Raw genomic sequence first — 24,391 nt, forward strand, 5'->3', positions numbered from 1 at the left:
CGTATGGCCTCAATCCCCGATCATCCAGCGGTCCGTTAAACAATTCCGCCGATGGCGGCGTAGTTCACCGCATCTGCCAGGTCGACGATGCCCGCCGAGGTTCCCACCGCAACGCCATGCGCGGCATGGAACGCCGCACCGGCCTCAATGACCGCAGAGGCCTGGGTGGCCAACTCCACAATCTTGGCGGCGTTGGCCGCGCTGATCTCCTCCAGCCCCGGGGGCACCACGGCCGACGACGCTGCCGCCTGGCCGCCGTGTGCAGCGGCTTCACCGGACAGCGCGGCCGCAGCACCCGAGGCCCCGGTCACTGCCTCGGGCTCGATCATGATGAATGGCTCCATAGGAAACTCCTCACTAGCTAGAGATTGAAATGCACTGCTTGCCCAACAGTCTAACCACAAAGAAGCAGATAACAGAACACGTAAACGTCGTATTGTTCACTAATCATGCAGCGCCATTGACCTGTCGGCCTCGTCGCCTGCCGCGGAGCGCAACGCTTTGAGCGAATGAGTCTTGTCACATTCCTCGGCGAGCCCCAGGTCGATGGTGTAGCGGACGTGGCCTTCGCGGTGATGGGCGGCGCGTTCTTCGCTGACCCGGATCGCGATCTCGTCGACAGCGGCTTCGATCTGTTCCCGCGGGCTGCGGTCGTCGTCATCGACCTCGATCGGCAACTGCGCACCGATGATTTCCACCAGATCGGCGCGGGTGAACGCCGCCTTATCGATGCTCGCCGCAATCTCAGCGATACGCTGCCGATCGAGCACCGCCGGGGCTGCCCGGCGCTGCTTACGCGCGGCCCGATTGGCGTCAAAATCAAAGCGGAACCCGCGCGGGTCCTCTCTCCACTGCTGACGTAACTGCGCCCACGACAAGCCTTCGGGCTGGGCTGGCCGGGTCGCTTTTTGCGCGGCCGCCAGCTGCGCTGGGGTCGGTTGCCCATCGATGAGAGTGAGGTGGTCATCAGCCCATTCCTGCAACTGGGTGCTACGTCGGGAGTGCGCTTTGACCACCTCGGGATCGATGCCGACGAGCTCGGCCATCCCGGTGTGCGGGTTGATCGGTTCCCACTCCGCGCCGATCGACTGGGTCAGCGCTCGGCGCATGGTGGCCTGATAGATGACCCCGCCGGCCTTGGCCTCATGCCACAACGAGTGGGTGTCCACGGCGGCGAGTTTGCCGTCCGCGCGGGCCTGCTTGTTGGGCACGATGACGTGGGTATTCAGGTGCGGATCACCCGCACGCGACGTTTCGTGCTGGTAGGCCGCCGCGACCAAACCCGGTAGTCGTTGGAGGTCTTTTTTACCGGTGACGTTGTTGTGCACGCGGGTGTACCCGGCGTGCTGATGAACGTATTCGAGGGCTTCTTTCACCCCAAGGTTGTGAGCGTCAAGGACGGCTTTTCCCACCAGGTCACTGCCGTATGCCCGCAACAAGCTCACACTCTTGGGCGCGCAAAACGTCGCGTCGATGCCGTGGTTGTCCTTCGGCCCGAACGCCTGTCCGCGCGCCCCGTTGGGCGCGATTCCCTCGTCGAGCCAGCGCGCCACGGTGTCCAAATCGGCCAGCCCACTCGCGCGCTGCTCATCGGTCAAACCGACCAGTTCGGCGGCAGTGTCAGCGTCCCCAACGACTATCCACAGCGGGGCTCGGGTGTCATGTTCGGAGTAGCCATTGGCCGCTGCCGCGTCCTTGGCCGCCTGGCCGGCCCGGCGGGCGGTGTGGTTGTAGTAGTTGATCGACCTCAGCGGCGAGCACGTCAACATCTGCGACCACCGCCACCCGCACCGTCCCGAGGCCGATCGGCCCGCCGTTGTGGCGCACGAAGTGCGCCACAACCAGGCTTGTACAAAATGTGCAAGAATACCCAATACCTCTGTACCGCAGGTGCTGCCGACACTATTTAGTCCAGCGCGGGCGGTAGGGCGACCTGGATCAGCTGGCCGCCGGCCTTGCGGAGGTAGAGCTCACCGCGTCCGGGTATCCGGGCGGCGGGGCGGACCTGGTCGATGATGTATTCCTTCTTGTCGCCGTCGAGCACCAGCACCGAGGTACCTCCGCGCTGCATTGCCTGGATCAGCTTGTTCGACCCGCCGCGGGAGTACCAGCCTTCGCTGGTCACCGAGGCGATGACGTGCAGATCCAGGTTGCGAGCCGACTCCACTGCCGGCAGCAGCGGGTGCAATACCGTGGTGGAGGGTCCATTGGGGCTCAGCATCGTCAGGTCGTCGATGAGGATGAACCACTTGGGGCGCACGGGCTTCCAGTCTCGAAGCTGACGTGGATCCAGGTTCGCTGGGGGTCGACGCCGCTCCAACAAGGCCCCGATTTGGGCGGCGGCTTCACCGATTTTGGCGTGATCGGTCTCCCATACCGTGCGGTACTCGTCAGCCAGGGCGTCGCCGATCGAGAAATCGGGATCGAACATCATCACCTGGACCTCGTCTGGGCGGTAGGTCTGCATGATCGCTGCGCACACCGTGCGCAGGAACACGGTGCGCCCGGCTTTGGTGGTGCCGGTGCAAAACGCGTGCGGATAGAGGTTGAGATCCAGCCAGGCTGTAGACATGTCGCGCTCGCCGATGCCGATCGGCAGTGCGTGCCGTGGCGCGGTGTCGGGCAGTGGTTCCAGGTCGGTGAAGGCGACTTCGCCGGGCAGTTGCTGCAGCTGCGGTGCTGGACCGAAGCCCCGTTTGGCCCATTCTTCGGCCACCAAGGACGCCGTTGCCTCGGTGGCCGCTACCTCACCACCGACGTGAGCGACCTGGGCCACGAAGGGCACGGCGACCAGCATGTGCTTACCGGGCTTGACCACCCCTCGCCCCTTTTGGTCTTCGGGGACGGTCTTAGCTGTGGGGCGGTCCATCAGGGAGTTGGTGGAGTCGGCCAGGCGCAGTTCTACTTTGGAACTCAACTTCGGTTCGGCCTTCATTCCCAGCCAGGCGTCGTTGCTGAAGATCACATGCACGCCGAAGTTCAGGGCACCGTCGGCTAAAGCGGTGATCCGGTCGTGGATCAGCGGCAGTTCGTTCCTGATCGCGGTGATGTTGTCCACGACCAGAAACACGTCACCGTGGCCATCTTCGGGCACCGGTCGCCGGTTCGGACCGAACTTGTTCGCCCGGAAGCGCGACAGGTCCAGCCCCGTCGGCTGCCCGCTGGAGAAGCCCGGGTCCACCCACCGCGTCCAGTCGCGTTTGCGGTTGCGCAGGATCCGCTCGACCTCGGCGACCACCCGCTGGACCTTCTCTTCGTCGCCGGTGCCCGCGATGCCGCACACATGCGGCAGCCCGGCCACACTTTGCAGTTTCAGGCCACCAAAGTCGATGCCGTAGAACTGCACCCGCTGCGGAGAGTTCGTCATCGCCAAGGACATCATCAAGGTGCGCAGCGCGGTTGTCTTACCGGCCTGCGGGGCGCCGGCCACACCTGCGCTGCTGTCAACGAGCGAGAGCGCCACCACGTCTTGGGAGTGCTCGAAGGGATCGTCTTCTCGCCCATAGGCTGCAACCAGGCCTGAGTCTTCGGTGAACTCGTCCCAGGGACGATTCCAGTACTCCCCCAAGATCACATCGAGGGTCAACGTGGTGGTGTCATCGAGCGCAGGCCGCCACATGCGGTGGCCGCGCGGCATCGTCCGGGCCGCCTCGCGCAGCCGATCGACCATCAACTCGGCCACGGTGGGGGCATCAGCTTCCGGAGAGCTGTCTAGCGCGTCCTCTAGCTCCACGTCGCTCTCACCGACCACGATGTCGGGCAGCGGGACCAGTGCCGTGCTGAACTTGGTGACCGAAAGGTAGTGGCCTTCGCTGCGATCGCGTTCTGTGGCATTCATCTTCGGTGCAATGAATTGGCCGCTGGCATAAAAGCTGCGGTAGCGGGTGTGCTCGCCATCGACGACGAGGAACGCTGACCCCTGCGGGGCGTTCTTCAATTCCTCCCACGCTCGAGGGGAGCCGATCGCCGCACGGGATTCGCCGGCATCCTTGACCTTCAGGCCGATCGCGAACGTCTGTTGGGCGATCATGCCGGCCATCTTGCCCACCTCCATGCGCTGGCTGGCGTTAAGGATGTGAATCCACAGCGACCGACCCAGGCGGGCGACCTCGTCCATCACCTTGGCCATTTCCGGCACCAAGTCCAGCATCTGGGAAAACTCGTCGAGGACCAGTAGCAGGGCGGGAAGCGGTTCGAGATCAGTGCGCCCTGATGCCCGGGCCTTTTCATAGAGCCGCACGCTGGCGAACCCGGTGGTGTTGAGCAGCTCTTGGCGGCGCTTCAACTCACCGCGCAGCACCAGCTTGAAACGGTCGAGCTTGTGCTGTGATTTCGACAAGTTCGAAATGATGCCGTCGCAGTGCGGCAAATCCTCCAGGGGTCCGAACGCCGACTCTCCCTTGAAGTCTCCCAGCAGGATACGCAGTTGCTGCGGGGAATGCGTCGCGCATAGGGCAAGCACGGTGGAGATCAGGTGCTCGGATTTACCCGAGCCGGTCTGTCCGACCATTGACCCGTGCGGCCCGAAGCCGCCCTCGGCGCCTTCCTTGACGTCCAAGTAGACCAGGCGGCCAGTAAGGGCCTTGCCGATGGGTACCCGCAGCCGGTTGGCCGGTGACAGGTTGTTCCAATTCAACCGCGGATCCCAAACGCGCAGATCGTAAATACCTAGCGCATCGGTGAAGTCCTGTCCGGCGCGGGCCTCCTCCGCCGTCTTCGCCAGCAGTGATTCTGCCTCGTCGGTGGGCGTGAACGCCGCCAGCGCCCGTGCCAGCGCCTCGGCCTCATAAATCGGCATGATGTCGGGTTCGGCGGCGAACCGCAGACCCATGGGCATCGACCGGGTGACTGCAACCATTAGCAAACCTCCTGACCAGCGGCCTTGAGTAGATTGATGGTGCCGTTCTCATCGGTGGCCATAAAAAATGCTGTGGCGCCGTTGGCCAGCACGCTGTGTTCATTGCCGGTGGCTTCCAAGACCGAAACCCCCAGTCGCCCTTGCGCACCGAGTATTGGTGAGCAGTCGGCCTCGGGAAGATCGACAACCGTGACCAAGAAGCTTTCGGGGAGCGGACTGCCTTCCTGTCGGGTTTGGAAGGGGCCGCGTTGGGCCAACGCATCGCCGTAACGCTCCATAAAGGAAGGCACGTCGGGGAAGATGAGCCGTACCGGTCCGCAGGCGTCGACCAACTCGTCATCGCCGTTGTGCGGCAACCACTTCGCCCAATCCCACGACGCCTCATCATCGCTGATAATGGCGATTTTGACGTCATCGGGGCCGTGGAACACGCAGATTTGACAGATCAACGACCGCAACAGTCCTTGGACCGTCGAGCGCATCTGAGGCTCGCCGAAAAACGCCCACCCCATCTGATCGAAGAGGTGAAGCGGCCGGGGCACGTCGTGCACCACGTTCTGCGCGATGAGCAGATCCCGCACGGCGACTGTGGTCACCGTCTCGCGGAACTCTGGTGGCGGAACCTTTGTCGGCGGTTGGAGTTTCGTCTTGAGTCGGGTCACGCCTAACCCGAGCCGGGCATGCCCGAAATTGCGCTCACTGGGGGTGCGCTCCCACATGCGACCGGTGCCGACGAGCGTCGCCAGGGAGCCGTTGGTGGGATCGGGATGGTGATAGCAAATCTCGCGCGCCTGCGCACGGCCGGCGGCGTGGATCTTGGCGCGCTGCTCGTCGAGGGTCCGCAAATGGTCGGCGCGGTCCTGATTGATGGCGCTGCCGTGGGCCTTCTTCCCGGTGCCCCCCATCCGGTTTCGCAGAATCCCCAGCATGGAGATCAGCATTACCGGGAACAGGAAGAAGGAGCCGCCCGAGAGCTGCCGGGCACCCGAGAGATACAGCATCACCATCAATGCCACCGCCGCGGCGACGAAGATCAGCACCCACACCCACATCGGCGGCGTACTCGGCGCCGGCCTGCTGATCTCGCACGGATCGGGAAGCTCCACCGCCGACTCTGGAACATCTGGTTTGCCAACCTGTTGGCGGATGAATCCGATACGGCTCACTGGCCCGGTCCCTTCGTTGGTACCTGCAAGGCGGCGACATTCGTATCTGGCATCAAGCTGTCATGCTGGGCCATCGCCGCAGGCTTGGACAACGCTGGCCCCGCCGGAAGCCACTTGATCACCGACCACGGCGCCGGGGTGGGCAGGTCAGCCTTCAATCCCAGTGCCTGCCGGCTTTGGTCCTCACCGCCACCGCCGGTACTCGGCACACCAAAGCGCACACCGTTGTTGCCGATGAACCACAAGCTCTCGCCACGCACCGAATCCGGCTGCACACCAGTCACCTGAACAAAGTTGGCCGAGCCCGGGCTGACATAGACCTGGTTGGCGGTGTTGACACCGGCACTCACGAAGGGCACCACGCGACGCTCATCGCCCACCGGGATCGGCAATCGCCGCCCCGAAATAGTGCTGACCTGAGCCTGCGGCTCGCCGTTAGTCTTGCGCCACATCACACACGTCACCGGCTCGACAGCCTTGTCCAACAACTGCACCAGGCCCCTCGGGTAGACCGAGATATCAAACCCAACCGCCTGGGGCATCCCCGTCAAGGCTGCTGACTTGGCCTGAATGACCTGAGCCCCTGGCACCACCGCGGCATTGATGATCATGGTGGCCACCGTCTGCGGGACGCGCTGCACCCCAGCCGGCAGCGCCACGAAGAACTGCGGATCACCTGTCACATCGGAGACACGCATCACGCTGCCCGACACCACAGGAAGGTCGGCGGTGCTGTAGCTGACCGGTCCGCCCGGCGTCGGTATCGCCGGCACCCGCACGGGCGCCGTCGGCGTCAACGCCTCGTACAAAGCCCGCGACATCGCCGCCGGATGCAAATTCCCAACCGGCAACCCCAACGCCAGTGTCACCGGCTTATCGGCGAGGTCGATTTCTGAGCGATGCCCATCCGTCACCAGGAACGTCGCGCCGGCGTACGTCATCAAACCCACCTGCGGGGAATCGATCCTGTGCGCCCAGTCGCCGAGATCGGCCAAACCGTCGATCACCGTCACCTTCGGCACCACCTGAGAACCTTGCGAACCCAGCCAGTCACACAACGCCCACCCAGTGTCCCCCGGGGTGCGCACCGTCAGATCATCCGGCGCGCCTTGAATCCCGAGAATCGGCCCCACCGGTGCCTTAAGGATTTCACTCATCGGCACCAGCGTCGGATCGTTGGGCTGACCGGTGATCAGCCGCGCTGACGCCTTGTTCAGCACCGGGTGCATCACTCCACCCACCTCGACATACATACCGCCGCCGCCGCGCGCCTCCACGAACTCCGACTTCCCGATCTGCCCGATCGGCTTGATGAACGCCACGATCGCGCACACCCCCACGATGGCCACCGAAGCCACAAACCCCACCAGCAGCGACGCCGCCGAGTTCTTCGACGGATCGTGCACCAGCCGCACGTTGCGCCGGCCGATCCCCACCGAAATGCGATGCCGAAGGAAACGCCACGCTGAAACCTGTTCCAGTGAAGCGTAATTCAATCCGCCACGTCGTGCCATCTCCCTGTCCCCTTCGAACGCTGTCTACGCCGCGCGTCTGATTTCAAATCCCCCGGAGGGCCACTTACCGATCCGCACGCTCTGTCCCCGGCTCGGAGACTCGATCGTCTGGTGATCGTTCATCACCAGCTGCACATGTTGGTACTCGCCGTTTTGCTTGTTGCACAACAAAATATCGCCAGGCCTGGCATCTTCTGGACGCACGCGCACACCCCAACCGGTCATCTCGTACGTGGTGCGCGGAATGGCGATCCCCGCCTGCTTGTACGCGTACTGCACCAGACCAGAACAGTCCAAACCCACGTTCGGTTTGGTGCCACCCCAGACATACGGAACGCCCAGCTGCGTCAACGCAGCTTTAACGATGCGGTCACCCTGCGGGCCACCGCTCCCACCGAAATCAGCGTTGGTACCGGCACCCGCTTGCGCGCCGACCGCCTGCTGAGCCCGTCCCGACCCGCCCCCGCCAAGCAGGTTGCCGAGCATGCCCAAGGGAGCCAACGGCATTGCGCTCATCGGTATCTGCGGCATCATCGGCATTTGGGGCATCATCGGTGCAGCCCCGCCCGCAGGGTGACCGATGCTCTGATAGCCCGCTGCGGTCGCGTCGGCGGCCGCGGCGTGCGTTGCGGCCTCACTGCTGCCCTGATCGAGAGTGGACTTGGTGTCTTGGAGGTGACGTTTGATCGCCGAGACCAAGGCTTGCTGGCCGGCCGGAGTGTTGACCGCCAACCCTTTTGACTGCACATCAGCCACTGCTGCGGCGATCACCGCATCCATCCGCCCGCGGGAAGCGCCGGCCGAGGCCAGCGCCGCGTGCAGGCCACCAAGGCCTGCTTCGTCGTGATCAGCAAGTGCCTCAACGCTTCTGAACACCGTCGCGGACTCATCGGTGAACCCCTCAGCTGCCTGACCTGAGCCGTCACCGGTCTGATCCGGCACCGGGCCCAGGCTTGGAGGTGGCGCCAACGCCAACCCAACGCCGGTGCCAAAACTCTCCCGAGCCATACCCATCGCGGCACCGGCAGCACGCACGAACCCATCAACACTCATCGCTGCCAACCCCCCATCGACGGCTTTGGTACCAGCATCAGTAACCACCCGGAGCATGGTGAGGATTGAACTGACCCACTTCCGACAAGTTCGATCCGTCACGCTGTACGTGATAGCGGCGCATCAAATAGTTCATCGCTGCGGTGATGTTGGCGACCGGGTCATAAATGTTGCGTGAGGTGCCCGGCTGGTGGTTCGAGGCGAACGTCGCGGGAATCGTTTGCAACCCGCCACGCGAGGACCCTGCCGGTGCGCCGTCGACCATCCGGGCGCCGTGGGCGTTGGGGTCGCTCAAATTCACCGCGTCGGGGTGGTACCCGGATTCCCGCGCCAGCCCCGTCATCAACCCACGGGTCCAGTTGGCGCGCGCGACGGGATCGGTGATGCCCATTGTGTCGAGGGCTTTGCCAAGGTACTGGCGGTAAGCGTCTGGGCCGCCAGGGAAGCCCTGCTTGGCCAGGTTCACCTCCTCGACCGGGATTGCGCCAGCGTCAGTGCGGTTCTCCACGCCTTCACCGCTGGGAGCGCTACCCTCGGAGCCCGCCACCGCCATCGACCCGGTACTGGGTGAGACTTGTTGACCAAGAAGGCTCGTCAGACCACCCAGTGGAGACAGTATTGCGCCCATGGGCATCCCGCCGCCGCTCATCGGGATCTGCGGCATCATCGGCATTTGGGGCATCATCGGTGCAGCCCCGCCCGCAGGGTGACCGATGCTCTGATAGCCCGCTGCGGTCGCGTCGGCGGCCGCGGCGTGCGTTGCGGCCTCACTGCTGCCCTGATCGAGAGTGGACTTGGTGTCTTGGAGGTGACGTTTGATCGCCGAGACCAAGGCTTGCTGGCCGGCCGGAGTGTTGACCGCCAACCCTTTTGACTGCACATCAGCCACTGCCGCGGCGATCACCGCATCCATCCGCCCGCGGGAAGCGCCGGCCGAGGCCAGCGCCGCGTGCAGGCCACCAAGGCCTGCTTCGTCGTGATCAGCAAGTGCCTCAACGCTTCTGAACACCGTCGCGGACTCATCGGTGAACCCCTCAGCTGCCTGACCTGAGCCGTCACCGGTCTGATCCGGCACCGGGCCCAGGCTTGGAGGTGGCGCCAACGCCAACCCAACGCCGGTGCCAAAACTCTCCCGAGCCATACCCATCGCGGCACCGGCAGCACGCACGAACCCATCAACACTCATCGCTGCCAACCACACGCTCGAAAGGCGACGGGCGACAACCGATCCCGACGGCCATCGCGATCATCCCAGGCCATCGCCGACCTGTCCGCCACCGATATCACCCCTGGTCCTCGCTGACGACCTAAGATGACGACGGCCCGCGCGGCGGGACCGGCGGGACCGCCGGAGCGGGCTGAGCCGGCTTGACGGCCTGAGCACTGGGATCCATCCAGCCCAGGAAGTCTGGGCTCGACCCCACGCTCGTCAACGGCTGAACCTGCCCGGAAACCAACACCTTGCCATTGCCCAGAGCCATCACCAGATGGTCCTGCCACACACCCACATCGCCGGCCTGCAACTTGGTGGGTGGAATCGGATTGACGACCGGGGTCCCCGGCGGGGGCACGTTCACACCAGCCTGGTGCCAAGCATCAGCTACCGGCGCACCGCCCAGGGCGGCTTTGACGGCAGTAGCGCCCTGCACCGTACGTGCTTCGGCGGATCCACCGTCAGGCAACGCGACGTGCGTGGTCGCGGGCGGCGCGGAAGCGGCCGGATCAGTGGGGGTGTGATCCGCAGCAGGACTGGTCTGTGCACCCTCGGCGCCGGACTTGGGCTGGTCACCGCCCGAACCGGACTCGTCGCGGAACTTAGAGCCCGACGCGTCGGGCTTAGGCTGGTTACCGGAGTCCTGATCGTCACGGAACCCTGCGTCACGCCCGCCGCCCAGGCCGCTCAATGCGCTGAGCGGATCGCCCGCGCCCATGCCCGGCATTCCCCCGCCGAACGACGGCATCGACGGTATCTGCGGCATCCCCATACCGGCGGGCATCATGCCCGCCCCCGGCATCATGCCCTGACCAAGCGGAGAGGCGCCCGCCGCAGGTGGAGCTGCCGCAGCTGGCGCGGTGCCCTGGTCCTCAGGACTGCCGCCGCCGCTAGGGTTGCCGCCGTGACCGCTGTTCCCGGCGGGCTCAGCACCGACCTTTCCGCTGTCATCGCCACCGATCCCGCCGTACTTCTTGGTCAACTCGCGTGTATGCCGAGCTTTGGCCTCCGCATCGGCGATCTGCTGATCGAGCACCTTCTTGGCGGCAGTCAGCTTTTCCCTCAAGAAGTCCCGAAGCTCCTGCTGACCTGCTGGCGTATTGAGCCTCGGCCCGAGCTCGGTGATCTTGTCGTTGACGTCCTTGGCGATGTTGTCGAGCTGCTGCTGACCTGCTGTTCCCGCGGCGTGAATCGCCTCGATCGTCGCCGCCGCGCTCTGGTCCAATTCATGCAGCTGCGTGATCACATCGGCGAACGTGCTGGCATCGGCGTTGAGATGGTTTGCGGCTTCCCCCGATCCGGGGACCGGTCCCTGGGGCGGTGGCGGCAGTGGCCCCGGCGCAGCGGGCGGCAGCGGGAGCAGCGGAGTTTCTTCCCGATGGGGCGCCGGCGGATGAGGCGGGGGCGCGTGGGGCGCGTCGCCGTGCGTGGGCGTGCTGCCGCCAATGATGCCGCCGATCACCGGGGCCAGCGGACCCAAGATGGGTCCGGCGATGGCGCCGCCCAACACCGATCCGATCACGGTGCCGATCGGATTCCAGTCGTCAGTAGACATTGTGGTGGCGTCCCTTCTAGAAATTCAGCTTGAGTTCGGCGGCTGCTACGTCTTTGGGATCCGGATAGTGGCCATCACCATTGGGCTGATTGGACAAGTACCGGTCATGTGCCACGTCGGCCACGGCCACTACCCGGTCACCCAAGGTGTAGGAATCCCAGCGCCGGACCGCATCCGAGAGCAGGCGCACTCCCACGACACACCCGTTGTCACCTACCTCCACGGCCACAGTGCGCTTCGCCGATACCGCCGAGGCGACCACGCGAACATCCCGGACCGCCGCTTCATCCTCCTCAGCAAGGTCTTCCACCGCTGCCCCTTCCGGACGCCAAATAAACCAATACCACTCAGTCTACACATAGATAAGCAATCGTGAACAGTGATCATGCAGGATGGCGGCTCACTCTCGTTATCTCGCGGTCTCAAACTGCGCCGGCGGCCAGCCACGATTCAGGAGAACTCCGGTCCAATAGTGCCGACTAGCGCTCGCGCTCACTTGCCATTCGCCAGCGTTGGATACGCTCCCATGTGGTTCTCCCGCCAGTCGATCGCCTCGCCGCCGGGCGGCCAACCCCATCTCATGCGAGAGCTCAATGCCATCCAGCACTTCTAACAGGTGGTGAGCACGCAAACTGTTGCTGCACTGGCCAAGTCGCCCCAGCGACTGCCGCGACTTGGCCAGTGCGGCGAGCGAACCGCCCGGACCAACGGCGTATCAGAGCCATCTGCTGGGTTCTCACTCATGCTGTCCGCCGGGGAAACTGCTGGATCTGTTGCTCAATTGCGCTGACCATCGCCGCCACCACCGACCCGAAACCGGCCTGCACACCGCAATAAGCGATTTCTGCCAGCGGCGGAACGGAACCGCCCCTCCATAACTGGACAAGCTCGACCACCCGACCCACATGGTAGAAGTGGCCGTACCACACGACGCTCTGGTGATACAGCTCCGAACCATCGCAATCCCGTGGCGCGCGCGAATCCGGCGACAGAAGATCACTGCCGTAACGTCGATAAGCCAACTCGTCATACAACTTCCACGACACCTCATCGGCGGTTCCGCGCTGCACCGAGGCCAAAATATTGCCCTCATCGGCGGTCGCCAATGGCTCGCCAGTTGGATCCGGTTGAGCCGCTGCCTGGATAACCGCGGCCGTCAACTGGGCAGCCGCATAGGCCGAAAGATGGCCATCTTTGGCATCAATAGCCGAAACGCGTTGCGCGAGAACGGGATCAAGAGCCGCAAGCCGGTGCTGATGCGCGCCATCCAGAGATGGCGCCGCGGGAACCAAATACAGAGCATCGATATGCTGGAATCCGGCAAAGTCCGCCACCCCGGCAGGCCTATCCGGCCGCAACTCCGTGGTCACCATCGCCGAAATCGACGCCCCGACAACTCTTTTCTGCAAGTGCTCGAAGTGATCCACCAGAATCTTCGACGGCTTCTGACAGCCCATCCACCCGTGCGCCCAGCCGAACGGCAACGCCGGATCAACCACCGCCAACCGCGCAGTGGCCGGCAGGAACACCGTCGCCGGTAGATAACTGCCACCCCCGAGGCTGCTGGCCACCAACACCTGCGAACCCACCGGAGTCTTGACCACGCTCACCGCCCACGCAATCGGCGCCGGCCAACGCTCACATCCCCGCACCAGCCCACCCAACACCCGCTGCGCCAATAACAGGTCTGGATTAACTTCCTCCCCGAGCGCCGCCACACCAGGAGCGGACACACTCGACCCAGCACCACCGGCCACTAGCGGTCCCGGCGCGGGGCCGCCACCGGTCGAACCGGACGACGGGCCGGCGGCCGTCGGTGCCGTTGACGCACTACCTGCACCAGCAGCGCTAGCCGCACCTGCTCCCGGTGCACTGTAGGGAGCCAACGGCGCCGCACCGCCCATCGCGGGCGGCGGCATCATCTGCGTACCGCCACCGCTCGACGATCCCGATGAACTCCCAAGGCCAGCATCGCCCCCTGGCCCCGACAGCGGGACGCCGGCCAGGCCACTCCCGAACGCTGGAGCACCCCCGACCTGCTGAGTGGGCAGCCCCTGCTGCGTCACCGACTGCTGAGACACCGGAGAACCCAAGTTCGACAGGGCATTCCCACCCCCGGTAGCACTCATGCCCGACGCCAACCCCGACTGAAAACTCGATCCCACATTCGACATCGGAGACGCCGCAGCCGATGAAGCCGGCATAGAAGGTGCCGAGGGCATCGACGACGCGGGGGAAGTCGGCATCAACGACCCCATACCCGACGGTGGCTTGAAAGCCGAGCCCAGCCCCGACACGCTCGAACCGCCGCCACCGCTCCCGCCACTCTGGCCACCACCAGCCGCACCGCTCATCGCCTGCGGCAACTGGCCGAGCATCGGGGGCGCGCCCTCGGTGCCCGGTCGATAGGTCCGGGTGGCATCCCCTGCAGGCGACGAGGCTGCTGCCGGTGGCTCGGCACCCGGAGCGCCCGTCGGGTCTTTGGGCGTTCTCGAAGCCTCCGGCGGCGTTCCATCCGCGGGGTTGCCCACCGACGCTGGATCAGCACCGTCCTCCGGGGTGCGCGATGCCTCCCCATTTTTCGGCGTCCGCTTAGCTTCGGGTTCTTTGCCGTCCTTGCCGTCTTTGGCGCCGTCTTTTGTTTCTGGCGTTCTGGGCACGTCTAGTGGGATCGTGAAATTTGCCGCATGGATGGCGCTTGTCGCTTTACCGGTGGCTTCTGATGTGGAGGTTTCAGCGAGTCCGTTGTAGCGCGTCCAAACATCCATTGCGGCAACAGGATCGCGGTTGCGGACCGCTTCGTTGAACTCTTCTTCCCCGGCTTCGGCGAGGTTGTCGATTCGCCCCTGTAATCCCTTGATATGGCCGAGCGCTTGTGCGGCTGCGGTGGCCGCCGCAGTGTGCTTGTCCTGGTGGTTACTCCAGGTCTGGACGGTCGCGTCGTGAGAAGCCAGCAGCGCATCGCCCGCTTCACCGGTCAAAGCCGCGGCGAAGCGCGGCCGATAGTGGTCGTACGACGTATCGACAGCCTCGCCCAGGGCTTGAGCGACGTCTTGGTGGAACTGTTGAATACTCTCGAACGATTCACGCAGGTGCTCAGAGGGTCGCCACGCCCGCTTCAACGCCTGTCCGAATTCACCGCTCCCCAGCTCTGAGCCGGCCTCTTTCGCCACCGCCCCGGCTTCCGCCATGGCGCTGACACCGCTGGTGTAGAGCTGGTGGGCAATATAAGTACCTGCCTGCGCTGCCGCAGAAGCTCCTTCGCCCGCTCCCCCTGCTACAGACGCCACGGATCAGCTCCCGTACGCCTTGCACAAATCCCACGCGTGCTGGTCTACAGCATTTGCCGCCTCTGCTGTCCACGTCTTGCTCGGCTCGATCGCCCCGACCCGGGGCTGATCGCTAAAGTTGGAAATCTGATCGCGAGCCATCTTCAGACTCTGAGCCACCGCGTCACGAATAGCGGTGTCAGCGTTAGGATTAGCGTATAAAGCTTCGGAAATATAATTGTAGCTCGGAAGGATGTCCCCGGTGCTCCTCTGCGGTGATGGCATGGCTCGGTAACCAGCAGCAAAGCGCGTGCATAGGTCGATGGTGGAGGCTTTGACCTGCTCGGCGGTCGGTGCCGGCGGGGCCGCGGCAGGTGGCGGTGGTGCTGCGGTGGTACCCGTCGCCATGTGGTTGCCGATCAGACCACCGATAACGCCTGCGGTGAGCACGGCTACCACCGCAACTCCGATGACCGCCGCGATGTTGCCGCCCTTGCGCTTCCGCGGTGCGGGCGCGGGGTAGAACTGCGGCATCGGTGGGGTCGGCGGTGCGGGCGGCATGGCGCCACGGCCTGGGTAGGTCGCCACGGGAGGCGGGTAGGTGTGCTGGTCGGTCATGGTCTTAGACCTCGATTCCGCTGATTCGTGCGGCGTTGGTTTCGTCGCTGCCGGTCATGATCGCCGCAGTGCCACCGTTGGCAGTGGCCACTCCGTTGACGTCGGTGGCTCTCATGGCGGTTAGGGCTTCGTGAGCCGCGGGCCAGTCGGCGACTGCCGCACTCAACGTCACCGACAGCGGATCAGTGCCGGGGGTGCAGATCGGGTGCACTGTGGGCTGCGTGGGGGCAGCAGAAAACCACCCTCCGGTGGTCGACCCCAGTTCGGGGACGTCTGTATGGATTGCGGCCATCTGACGTAGTCCCTTTCTGTTGCTCAGAAAAATGGTAACTGCCTGCGCTGACGCGTATTTTTCCGACGGTTAGCCCACGCCGCGCAGTGCCGCTGCGAATTCTGCGGCCACTGGATGCTGGGCGAACTCTTCGGGGATCTGGGTAAATTCCTCACGGAATTCGACGGCCATCGCTTGGATTCCCGCGTATGTCCGTTCGGCGTTTTTGGCGATGGCGTCGTTCATGGCGTCTTCGAGCTCACCGACGGTGAGTTCTTCTTGCAGGCCCGTGCGGATATCGCAGCCGATGAGTCGGCCTCGCCCGTCATGGGTCAAGACGATGTCATCGTCGGGGTCGCCGGTCGCGGTGAACGCGGCCACCTTGTTTTCCCACCGGCAGATAGCGTCTAGCAGTTTGTCGATCATCTCTGAGGACTTCTCAGCTCGCGTGGCCATCGTCTTCTCTCCCTTAACTGCGATATGCGTTGCGGTGCAACGACTTCCCCTTGATGTTGATTACGTCTTCTTGTCTGGGGCGCGGCGTCGCCGCGTCTCACGACGTACCTCACCGAAAACGGGTTCGGTGTTGGGCATGGGTCGCTCGACGACGCGGCGCCGCTCCTCGGATTTGCGGCCCTCATCCTGTTTGCCGCCCATGCCGCCGATCATCGGCGGCATCATGCCCAGCCCGCCACCGCTGGGCCCGCCCCCGGTGGGCCCGCCCGCGGTGGGCGAACCGACAGTGAGACCGGAGCCCACGGACGGTCCGACGGCGGGGCTAGAACTCGACATCGCAGCGCCACCGCCTCCCCCGCTGTCGCCGGCCCCTCCGGCGGGGCTGGTCCCGCCGCTGCCAAAGTCGCTGCCTGCGCCATCGGATGGTGAACCAGAGCCGCCGGTATCAGGCATCGGCATCTCCGGGGTGCCCATATGAGGCATTCCGCCGCCCATACCGGGCAGCGAGGACAGGCTCGACAGCGCCGAGAGCGGCGACGCACCGCCAAGGCCGTGGGTGACCTGACCGACCGCACCCGTGCCCGTTCCCATGATCATCCCCGCTACTTGGGCGAGCATGCTCGCCGAATTCGGGTCGGCGCCGGCCAGCGGAGCCACCTGAGTGGGATTGCCCGGAGCCGCGGCAGCGCCGGCCGGGGGATGATCTGGGGAGCCGAGGTCGTCAGCGTTGTAGTCGCCTCCACTATGGTGCCCGCGTCCCTCGGTGGTGCCGTCGTGATCGCCACCTGATTCGGGGTGGCCGTGCGGGTTGAGGGTCTGGGCAGGTTCGTCGGGGTTGTGCACGATGGGCGGGGCGGGCTGCGGGGGCTTGGCGGCCCCGCTGATGGTCGGTGGTGCCGCGGTCGAGAAACCCTGCATGGCGCTCATCGCGGCGGCACGCTTTTTGCTCAATTCTGTTGACAGCGCCTCCACCTGAGCTGCGTTGGCTCCCCCGCTGGTGTTGTAGTTGGCCAGAGCGACTTGAAGGCGCTGACGCAGATCGGTGAACTCCTCGGGGCGTGGTGTACTCCGGATCAAGGTCTCGGTGTGCGTGGCTACATCGTCAGCGGCGCGGGCCAGCGCAAGGATCTGCGGGTGAAGACTGGACTCCAGCCAGTCGGCGTGTCTGGCGATGTTGGTGGCCGCTCGCTGTTGGCCGTCGACCCAGTTCTCAGCGACCGACGTGCCGGTGCGGCGCGCCTCGTGGGCGGCACGCAGAACACTTGGGGCAAGAGTTTTGCGGATATTGGTGGCGAAGGTGCGCAGACTCTGGGGTCCGGGGCCTGAATGCACTTGCGCAGCAACCTGTTCCGCGGACATTGGCGGCGGTGTTGTCATGGTCGGAATGGTGGGCAGTGAGGGGGCCGGGAGTGCTGGAAGGTTCCCGGCTGACGGGCCTGCCGGTGCACCACCAGCCATGGGTGCGGACCCATCCATGATCCCGCCGATCGCGGCGGCATTCTCGTCGTCGGTGCCGGCGAGATCGGCGGCGGTGCCAGCGATGGCCATCCCACCAATGGCACGCTGTTGTCCAGCATGTTCATGCAGTAGATGCAGCGAATGAGACCACGCCGACAGCGCCCCGGACAGGTGAGCAGATACAGAGTCACCCGCAGCGGCCTGACACACCGAGGCCGGGGCATTCGGGTGCCCGGAGGCATCGAGCGCCCCGGCATCGGCCCGCAAGCCGTCCGGATCGACCCACAGATCCATGGTGGCGAATCTACGCGTCCACGACGCTGTTGATCCGCGCTGCGGACTCGTCGTCGGTGTTGGTGAAAATCGCTCGGGTGTTGCTCAGGCGCCGTGCGTGACCGCGCGCATGCTCTGCCACGCGCTGGTAGGCCGCTTCGCGCGCCTGCATCTCGGCGTGCTTGGCCGCGACGAACGGCGCATAGGTGTCACCCACCGTGGCCTGAAGCTGCGCAAGGGTCATGTGGTGGCGTTGACCGTGAGCCTCCACCGCATCACCATAGGCAGCCCATTCGGCCGCGGCCTGGGCTGCGGCATCGGTGTCCAGGGAAATCGAGTCCGCCATGTTGTTCCCACTTTCTCGTCACCTTGCATTAGATGCGTTTACTCACTGCCTAGTGTGTAGCATCTCTAGGTGGTGCGCAAGATTCGCATGAATTTGTCCCTACGTCGCGACTGTCTCACTGGGCTACACCGAGCATGGAAGAGGATCCACGTGACCTTGAGCGAGCCCCCGCGCCTCTGGCTTTTCCGGCAATACCGGTTTCCTCCGAGGGCCTCGGCGTGTCGGAGCCGTTTCCAGAAATCGGCCATGCATGATCAGGCCCATGACTGGAGTTGGTAGAAGAGGTCGCACGGGTCGTCCCTCACTCGGCGACCGCGCCATCATGACCGCCACGCTGCCCGGGATTGTCCTGCGGGCCGTCGACACCATCGCAGCCGACCACGGCGTCGATCGCGCCACTGTGTTGACCGACATCATCGTGTTCCACTACGACCGCCCCGACCTGATGCGCCGCCTTCCGCAACGCCTCCTATTCGAAACCGCCAGAGAAACACAACTCAGCGACGAGGACCGCAAGATCGGACCTCACGTCAAAGTGCGGCCCCCCCGCGTAGTCGCCGACCTCATCGACGTCGACCACCTACATCTCGGCATCGAACGATCGACATACCTGGCGGACATTATCTGTCACCACATGGGCTACCCCGAGCTCGTACGGGATACCGAGGTCCAGAAGGAGGGCTTGCCGCTGGCGATGTGACACACACCGCCCGGCTCCCCCCGCATAGGGACGCCATGTCTTGAATCTGCGCCGGGCATATGTGACATCTGAATAGCTGGTGTGCGGAGAACCGCTCAAATGACGAAGGCCCCGCCTAAGCGGGGCCACGTCGAGAGTTTGAAGTCAAGGGCCAACTCGGCTTCAGGTTCTCACACCCAATTCCCCGAAGGGACTGTCTTTGCACGACAGCTCTCACGGTAGCGCATTTCCTGTCAACAGAACAATGAACGACACGAAATGTGTAAACCGTGTCCAAACGTTTACCCAGCTCACTTGCGTCTCGCAGGCAACGACGCATCGGGCATGGTGGCACGCCGCCTGCCGGCCACAGTCGGTGCCCTCTATAGCTTTGCTGAACTCACACGGTGAGGTTCTGCCGGGGCTTCGGCAATGAGCGCGCCCACAGGCGGTTCGTCTCGCTCCGACAGTCCGGAGAAGGTTTGGCAGACACTTGCGCCGCTGCTAAGTGCCCCCGGGCGGCGCTCAATTCGCGTCTACGAGAACGAGATCGGCAAGTTCAGCCGGGCCGCGAAACTCACCAAGCGGCTGCCTCACCTGCCTGCGGCCACCTACCTCTACACCCCCAAAGCACGCACCCACCTGCTTGCCCTGGATTTCGACGACTCCCGTGGCGACCGGGCCGCGGTCGACGCCGACCTGGCCACCGCCGCCGAATGGATCACCCGCTGCGGCGGGGTGATCGTCACCGACCACTCCCCTACCGGCGCACACCTCTGGTGCCCGCTGGCCGTGGGAACCACAGCCAGCTTCGACGAGATGAACCATCTCGTCCAGATGCTGGCGGCCAGGCTGCCCACCTTGGACAAAACTCCTAACACCAACGCCGAATCTGGGTGCCTCAGCGTCCCGGGAACGCCGGCAAAGCAAGGCGGCTACCGCCAGCTCGACGGCCCCCTCGACGCCGCGGTTGACGCCTTCACCACCAGATCAGCACCAACGCTGCTGCCGCGCCTCTACGAGCTGCTGGGCGCCCTCAAACCCCGGCCCACCCCCGTCCACGCCGCAGCAAACAGCCGAAGCGCTACCAACCCAGCCGACTATTGCACCGGCGACGGCGCAGACCAGCGTCTCGCAACGCACTGGATACGTGATGACCCCTTGCACCCTGATCTCATCCAGTACGCCCAATACGGCACCATGCCCACCGGCCAACGACAATGGGAAAGCCATTCCGAAGCCCGCATGGCAGTACTCACCGCCGCAATCGCCCGCGGACACAGCCGCGCCAGCATCACCGCACTCAGCGCACCAGGCGGACCCTGGCATCACGGACTCGGCCAGGCCTACAGCCGCTACCGCCACCACGCCCACACCGCACTCGACCGCGACTTCACCAAGGCCCTGAACTGGATCTGCAACAACGTCCTCAAACACCGCCACCCGCAGCACAAGAACAAGAACTCACAGGGGGGACCAAAGGAAACCGGACCCTGCGGTCCCTCCTCGTTGAGAACCTGGCTTGCTACCGCCCTCCACTGGGCCGACATCGAATTCAAAGGCAAGCGCTACCGCTGGACCGTGCACTCCGTCCTGCAATCGCTGGCCAGCAATGCCGACCGCGCCGGGAAACAAATCAACGGTGTGTGGGTAATCGGAGTCGGCGGCAGGAACCTCTCCCTCGGCACCGGCCTGCTCAGCGAGGACGCCGTCTGGCGGGTCCTGCGAGACATCAGAGACCGCCCAGGCGCACCACTGATCCTCACGCGCCGCGGCGTCGGCGTCGAAGCCGACACCTACGCGCTGACCAAGCCCTCGCAGATCAGGCCCCCCAGAGCCGCTATCCAGCGTGTGCGCATCGAGCCAGTACACGACGCCTGGTCCGTCCTCGGCCACCACCTCAGGCGGATCTACGAACTCGTCGCCTACCACGGGCTCACCAATCGGGCGGATCTCTACGCCGCCGCCGCGGTCTCCAACAGCGCAGGTGATGAGGCCCTCACCACCCTGAACATCGCGGGTCTGCTCATCAAGACAGGCCGCGGCACCGTGGCCACCGGCCCGACAAGCCTGGACAGCCTGGCCGACGCCCACCACACCGATGTGCTGCGCGAAGACCGGATAACCCGCTACCGGGCCGAACGCGATCAGTGGCACGCCTGGCTGGAAGACCGCTACAACGTCCATGACCAAGCACGCATGGACGCCATCATGCTCGCCATGCCGGTAGAGCCGTCCAACGTGAAAAGCACGCTCTGGGACATCGCTCTGGCCAATGGCCCACCAGACGAACTCGTCGCCGACGACAACGCCATCGAGCTAGTCCTCACCATGCTCGGCGGACGAATTCTCACACCCGGGTAACGCGGAGGACGCACGCCGTGCGACGCGAATACACCGGGCGCGGTGTCTGAGCCCGCTGCGCGACACCTATGGTTCGCCGTCTCCTGCGGCGACTCCCCGCCATCTGATGGCGATAGGGAAGGCCCAGGAAGGCGTCAGCGTCATCTGGGATGGCAAGGTCGGGCAGTTGACTGATGAACTCACTGATGCACGGGAGCGGCGCCGCACGGCGGCGCAGCGCCTGATCGACGGCGGCCGCGGTACGACGTGGATTGCCGCTCAGCTCGGCGTGACGAAACAAGCCGTTGATGGGTTTGTGAAGTACAAGCAGCGAAATGCCCACGCGGATAAGTGATTAGGAGGTTGGCCAGTCATCGGGTGAACCGGTGTCGTTGCCGGGAGGCTGCGGGTTAGGAGGCGACGTCATGGGCGTGAGCGCAACCATACGGCGCTCTCCGGGCCCGTTCCGGTCGTCTCATTACTAGAGAAATGAGGCGGCCCAAGCACGGCGATTTGTCAGCGGCCACGTCAGCGGCGGCCGGCTCACTCCCGATCAACCCGCCGCCTACGTCCTGTCGTCGCAGTCGGTGTCTGACCGCGGGGCAAAGCGACTACGCGAACTGCTCAGCCGCTAAGAGGGGGCGACGGTTGTCGCCGGCGTAGCGGCGGCGTTATCAGGAGATGGGGAGCAGTTTGCGTCCCCGCTGGAGCAACTGCTGGTGGGACTGGGGGCCGCGGCCGACGTGACGGGCGTACTGGTAATTGCGGGCACAGGTGTCCCCTGACTGCCCGGAACAACAGGTGTGCCCGCGTTACCTGGAACGACAGGGGTTCCCGCGCTACCCGGGGCCGCAGGTGTCCCCTGACTGCCCGGAACAACAGGGGTGCCCGCGCTACCTGGAACGACAGGGGTTCCCGTGCTACCCGGGGCCGCAGGTGTCCCCTGACTGCCCGGAACAGCAGGCGTGCTCGCCGTCGCACCGCCCGTCATAGCACCCGACGGGGTTGCCGAGCCTGATGACGCGTTCTGCGGGGTCGACGAGGGCGGCGGCTGCACCCACACCACGAGATCCGGACCGCCAGCGTTGTACACCACACTGTCCGGCACATCACCCGTGACATCGAAGTAGACCTTTCCGGTGGTCTGTTGTCCTTGGCTCAACGTGGCCGGGTTCACCCCTTGCGGCGTTGCTACGCCGAACAGCACCCAGTAGGTCTGGCCGCTGTGGGCCCTGGCTTTAAGGTTGGACACCACAGGCTGAACCGTGCCATTCACCGCAACATCGGTCGCGGCTGCCTCCCAGAGCGTTCCGGCTACCGGATAGGGGATGGAGTCCGTGCTTGGCTTGAGATTCGTGATCGTCCAGGCCTGCACCACATCACCGTTCACCAATTGGGCGGGGGTGCCCAATTGGTGAATCACCGATTCGTCCGCAGATGCTACGGGCACCGATACCGCACCACCCACGCATACCGGCACGGCGATGGCAATCACAGCTCTTAAAGCAGCACTCAACGGTTCATCTCCTTGCGCGCACTAAACGATGCAGTCAGCACCAAAAGTTAGCAGCTCTTCAGCACCCCGAAATGCGTCCCGCGGCCCTTATCAAATCCGAGGTGACCAGTTCCGTTGTCGTAGTCGGGGCTGGACAAGAACGCGCCGGGGGGTCAGGTGGGGTCGTAACGAGAGGTGATCGATGACACGCGTTCTGTAGCGGGTAAGGAGTTGTGTGGTGTGGAGCGGCACCGCAGCTGGATGAGATCGGTGATCGCGGCTAGGTCGGCCGCCAAATTCCGCGTGATGATCGCGCTCGGGTGTTGCGATGCCGGGGGGTTGCGGAGGAGTCGAATGCGGGGGGTCCAAGTCGTTGAAAACTCTGGTTCTCACTAGCGTTTGGCATTCGACGCTGGGACGAGCGGGCTCTATGTTCGGTACCGTCAGTATCGACTTCTGAGACAGTCTCGCGTGGCATGACACTGTTCAGCACCCATCCCCCGCCGTCAAATAGTCACCGTGACGTATCACTCTTTAGCAAACCCAGCGTAGCGGTATCGGCCATGGTCACGGGGAGCAAAACTTCGACCAGAGCAATTCTACATTACAACGTCACAACGTTAGATCCGTCCACATATTATTGTGTAAAACATTAGAACGATAGTGCGTATGATCAAATCATTGTGATATCCTTATTTCGCTAGTGCGGTCAAGTGCTATACTGAGCATTCGGTTGATCGGTTGATCGGTTGATCGGTTGATCGGTTGATCGGTTGATCGGTTGATCGGTTGATCGGTTGATCGGTTGATCGGTTGATCGGTTGATCGGTTGATCGGTTGATCGGTTGATCGGTTGATCGGTTGATCGGTTGATCGGTTGATCGGTTGATCGGTTGATCGGTTGATCGGTTGATCGGTTGATCGGTTGATCGGTTGATCGGTTGATCGGTTGATCGGTTGATCGGTTGATCGGTTGATCGGTTGATCGGTTGATCGGTTGATCGGTTGATCGGTTGATCGGTTGATCGGTTGATCGGTTGATCGGTTGATCGGTTGATCGGTTGATCGGTTGATCGGTTAAAGTAATTTTCGATAGAAGGACATAAGGACGATGGCCAAGATTCTCGTCACACATTCGCGCAAGGGCGGCGTGGGAAAGAGCACCAGTGCTTACGAGGTTGCGTACATACTTGACGCGGTACTGGTTGACTTGGAACACGACATCGCCGGCGTCACGTCGATCTGGGGGGATCGCCCGCTCGACCGTGTCAGCGTCCCGATCCTTGATGCTCTAGAGAGTGGTCGGACACCTAAACCGCTCAAGGGATACCGAAAGCCCCGCCTGGTGCCTGGGCATCCGCACCTTGATAGGGAGGCGCCAAGCCGGGAGCAGATGTCCGAGGCTCTGCTGAAGTGGGCGGCCGAGTGGGACACCGAGTGGGTCGTCGTTGACACCCACCCAGGAGCCGCCGAGCATACACACGGTGCGCTGGCTGTGGCCGATGTCGTCCTCGCGCCCACCACTCTGGACTTGCTTGATCTACGCGGCCTGGAGCAGCTGGTCGATGAAATGCTTGACTATCCCATCGTCGTTCTGCCGACCAAGGTGCGTCCAATCCCATCAGGGATCGGTCTTAGGAGACTCGACCAGATCGTAGAGAACAATGAGGTGCAGGTGGCTCCGCCGATTCCGTTGGTGAGCGATCTCCCGAAGCGCACGAAGCGCATTGCGATCACTTCCGAGGACCCGCCAGCAAAGCCGCTACGGCTCCTGGCGGAGCGCTACAAGATGGTCGGTGAATATGTGAAGGAGTACGCGGCGAG

20 protein-coding genes are annotated in these 24,391 nt (G+C 64.1%); 4 read left to right on the top strand and 16 right to left on the bottom strand.

Features of this window, described 5'->3' with window-relative positions; genetic code table 11:
• Nucleotides 1–35: 35 nt before the first annotated feature.
• From EET10_RS28955 to EET10_RS29025, 15 genes are all read right to left on the bottom strand, one after another.
• Nucleotides 36–344, bottom strand: a complete 309-nt coding sequence (locus tag EET10_RS28955) for a PE domain-containing protein (RefSeq protein WP_051493652.1) — start codon at nucleotides 342–344, stop codon at nucleotides 36–38.
• Between the two features lie 99 nt (nucleotides 345–443).
• A complete protein-coding gene (gene mobF, locus EET10_RS28960; RefSeq protein ID WP_051493655.1) occupies nucleotides 444–1,769 on the bottom strand; it encodes a MobF family relaxase in 1,326 nt (441 codons plus the stop codon).
• Nucleotides 1,770–1,906: 137 nt separating this feature from the next.
• Nucleotides 1,907–4,858: a type VII secretion protein EccCb gene (eccCb, locus tag EET10_RS28965; protein ID WP_099187391.1), complete on the bottom strand. Its 2,952-nt coding sequence runs from the start codon at nucleotides 4,856–4,858 to the stop codon at nucleotides 1,907–1,909.
• On the bottom strand, nucleotides 4,858–6,024 hold the full coding sequence (locus tag EET10_RS28970; protein ID WP_099187389.1) for a cell division protein FtsK: 1,167 nt from the start codon (nucleotides 6,022–6,024) through the stop codon (nucleotides 4,858–4,860). Before EET10_RS28970 ends, eccCb begins: the two co-directional genes overlap by 1 nt.
• Nucleotides 6,021–7,520 (bottom strand): type VII secretion protein EccB, encoded by a 1,500-nt coding sequence (gene eccB, locus EET10_RS28975; protein ID WP_225723115.1) that lies wholly within the window; start codon nucleotides 7,518–7,520, stop codon nucleotides 6,021–6,023. The genes EET10_RS28970 and eccB overlap by 4 nt, the downstream gene beginning before the upstream one ends.
• Before the next feature lie 42 nt (nucleotides 7,521–7,562).
• On the bottom strand, nucleotides 7,563–8,591 hold the full coding sequence (locus EET10_RS28980; protein ID WP_167480285.1) for a C40 family peptidase: 1,029 nt from the start codon (nucleotides 8,589–8,591) through the stop codon (nucleotides 7,563–7,565).
• A gap of 37 nt (nucleotides 8,592–8,628) precedes the next feature.
• Complete coding sequence (locus EET10_RS31500) at nucleotides 8,629–9,777, bottom strand: transglycosylase SLT domain-containing protein (RefSeq protein WP_225723117.1); 1,149 nt, start codon at nucleotides 9,775–9,777, stop codon at nucleotides 8,629–8,631.
• Nucleotides 9,778–9,898: 121 nt separating this feature from the next.
• A complete protein-coding gene (locus EET10_RS28990) occupies nucleotides 9,899–11,359 on the bottom strand; it encodes a DUF4226 domain-containing protein (protein WP_099187383.1) in 1,461 nt (486 codons plus the stop codon).
• Nucleotides 11,360–11,375: 16 nt separating this feature from the next.
• A complete protein-coding gene (locus EET10_RS28995) occupies nucleotides 11,376–11,669 on the bottom strand; it encodes a hypothetical protein (RefSeq protein WP_085669394.1) in 294 nt (97 codons plus the stop codon).
• A 430-nt stretch (nucleotides 11,670–12,099) separates the two neighbouring features.
• The gene (locus EET10_RS29000) at nucleotides 12,100–14,649 is read right to left on the bottom strand and encodes a hypothetical protein (protein WP_136624779.1); all 2,550 of its coding nucleotides are present in this window, start codon (nucleotides 14,647–14,649) and stop codon (nucleotides 12,100–12,102) included.
• Between the two features lie 3 nt (nucleotides 14,650–14,652).
• Nucleotides 14,653–15,246: a hypothetical protein gene (locus tag EET10_RS29005; RefSeq protein WP_099187379.1), complete on the bottom strand. Its 594-nt coding sequence runs from the start codon at nucleotides 15,244–15,246 to the stop codon at nucleotides 14,653–14,655.
• A gap of 4 nt (nucleotides 15,247–15,250) precedes the next feature.
• The gene (locus EET10_RS29010; protein ID WP_136624780.1) at nucleotides 15,251–15,538 is read right to left on the bottom strand and encodes a hypothetical protein; all 288 of its coding nucleotides are present in this window, start codon (nucleotides 15,536–15,538) and stop codon (nucleotides 15,251–15,253) included.
• A gap of 69 nt (nucleotides 15,539–15,607) precedes the next feature.
• Complete coding sequence (locus EET10_RS29015; RefSeq protein ID WP_136624781.1) at nucleotides 15,608–15,973, bottom strand: hypothetical protein; 366 nt, start codon at nucleotides 15,971–15,973, stop codon at nucleotides 15,608–15,610.
• A gap of 60 nt (nucleotides 15,974–16,033) precedes the next feature.
• Complete coding sequence (locus EET10_RS31870; protein WP_099187375.1) at nucleotides 16,034–17,725, bottom strand: PPE domain-containing protein; 1,692 nt, start codon at nucleotides 17,723–17,725, stop codon at nucleotides 16,034–16,036.
• A 10-nt stretch (nucleotides 17,726–17,735) separates the two neighbouring features.
• Entirely contained in the window at nucleotides 17,736–18,050 is a 315-nt protein-coding gene (locus EET10_RS29025; protein WP_085669401.1) for a hypothetical protein, read from the bottom strand.
• Between the two features lie 322 nt (nucleotides 18,051–18,372).
• Here EET10_RS29025 and EET10_RS29030 point away from each other — a divergent pair, with 322 nt between their 5' ends.
• The 3 genes from EET10_RS29030 to EET10_RS29040 all read left to right on the top strand — a co-directional run bounded on the left by EET10_RS29030 (nucleotide 18,373) and on the right by EET10_RS29040 (nucleotide 21,427).
• Complete coding sequence (locus tag EET10_RS29030) at nucleotides 18,373–18,750, top strand: hypothetical protein (protein WP_085669402.1); 378 nt, start codon at nucleotides 18,373–18,375, stop codon at nucleotides 18,748–18,750.
• 411 nt (nucleotides 18,751–19,161) lie between these two features.
• A complete protein-coding gene (locus EET10_RS29035; RefSeq protein ID WP_099187373.1) occupies nucleotides 19,162–21,093 on the top strand; it encodes a hypothetical protein in 1,932 nt (643 codons plus the stop codon).
• Between the two features lie 106 nt (nucleotides 21,094–21,199).
• Nucleotides 21,200–21,427 carry a LuxR family transcriptional regulator gene (locus EET10_RS29040; protein ID WP_099187371.1) on the top strand — a complete coding sequence of 76 codons (228 nt, stop codon included), beginning with the start codon at nucleotides 21,200–21,202 and terminating at the stop codon, nucleotides 21,425–21,427.
• A gap of 276 nt (nucleotides 21,428–21,703) precedes the next feature.
• Here EET10_RS29040 and EET10_RS29050 read toward each other — a convergent pair whose 3' ends face one another.
• Nucleotides 21,704–22,567, bottom strand: a complete 864-nt coding sequence (locus EET10_RS29050) for an MPT63 family protein (RefSeq protein WP_318784859.1) — start codon at nucleotides 22,565–22,567, stop codon at nucleotides 21,704–21,706.
• Between the two features lie 1,111 nt (nucleotides 22,568–23,678).
• Between EET10_RS29050 and EET10_RS29060 the strand changes: the two genes are divergently transcribed.
• A partial coding sequence (locus EET10_RS29060) for a ParA family protein (protein ID WP_136624782.1) occupies nucleotides 23,679–24,391 on the top strand: 713 nt, incomplete at its 3' end.

Source organism: Mycobacterium pseudokansasii (assembly GCF_900566075.1).
GTDB lineage: Bacteria > Actinomycetota > Actinomycetes > Mycobacteriales > Mycobacteriaceae > Mycobacterium > Mycobacterium pseudokansasii.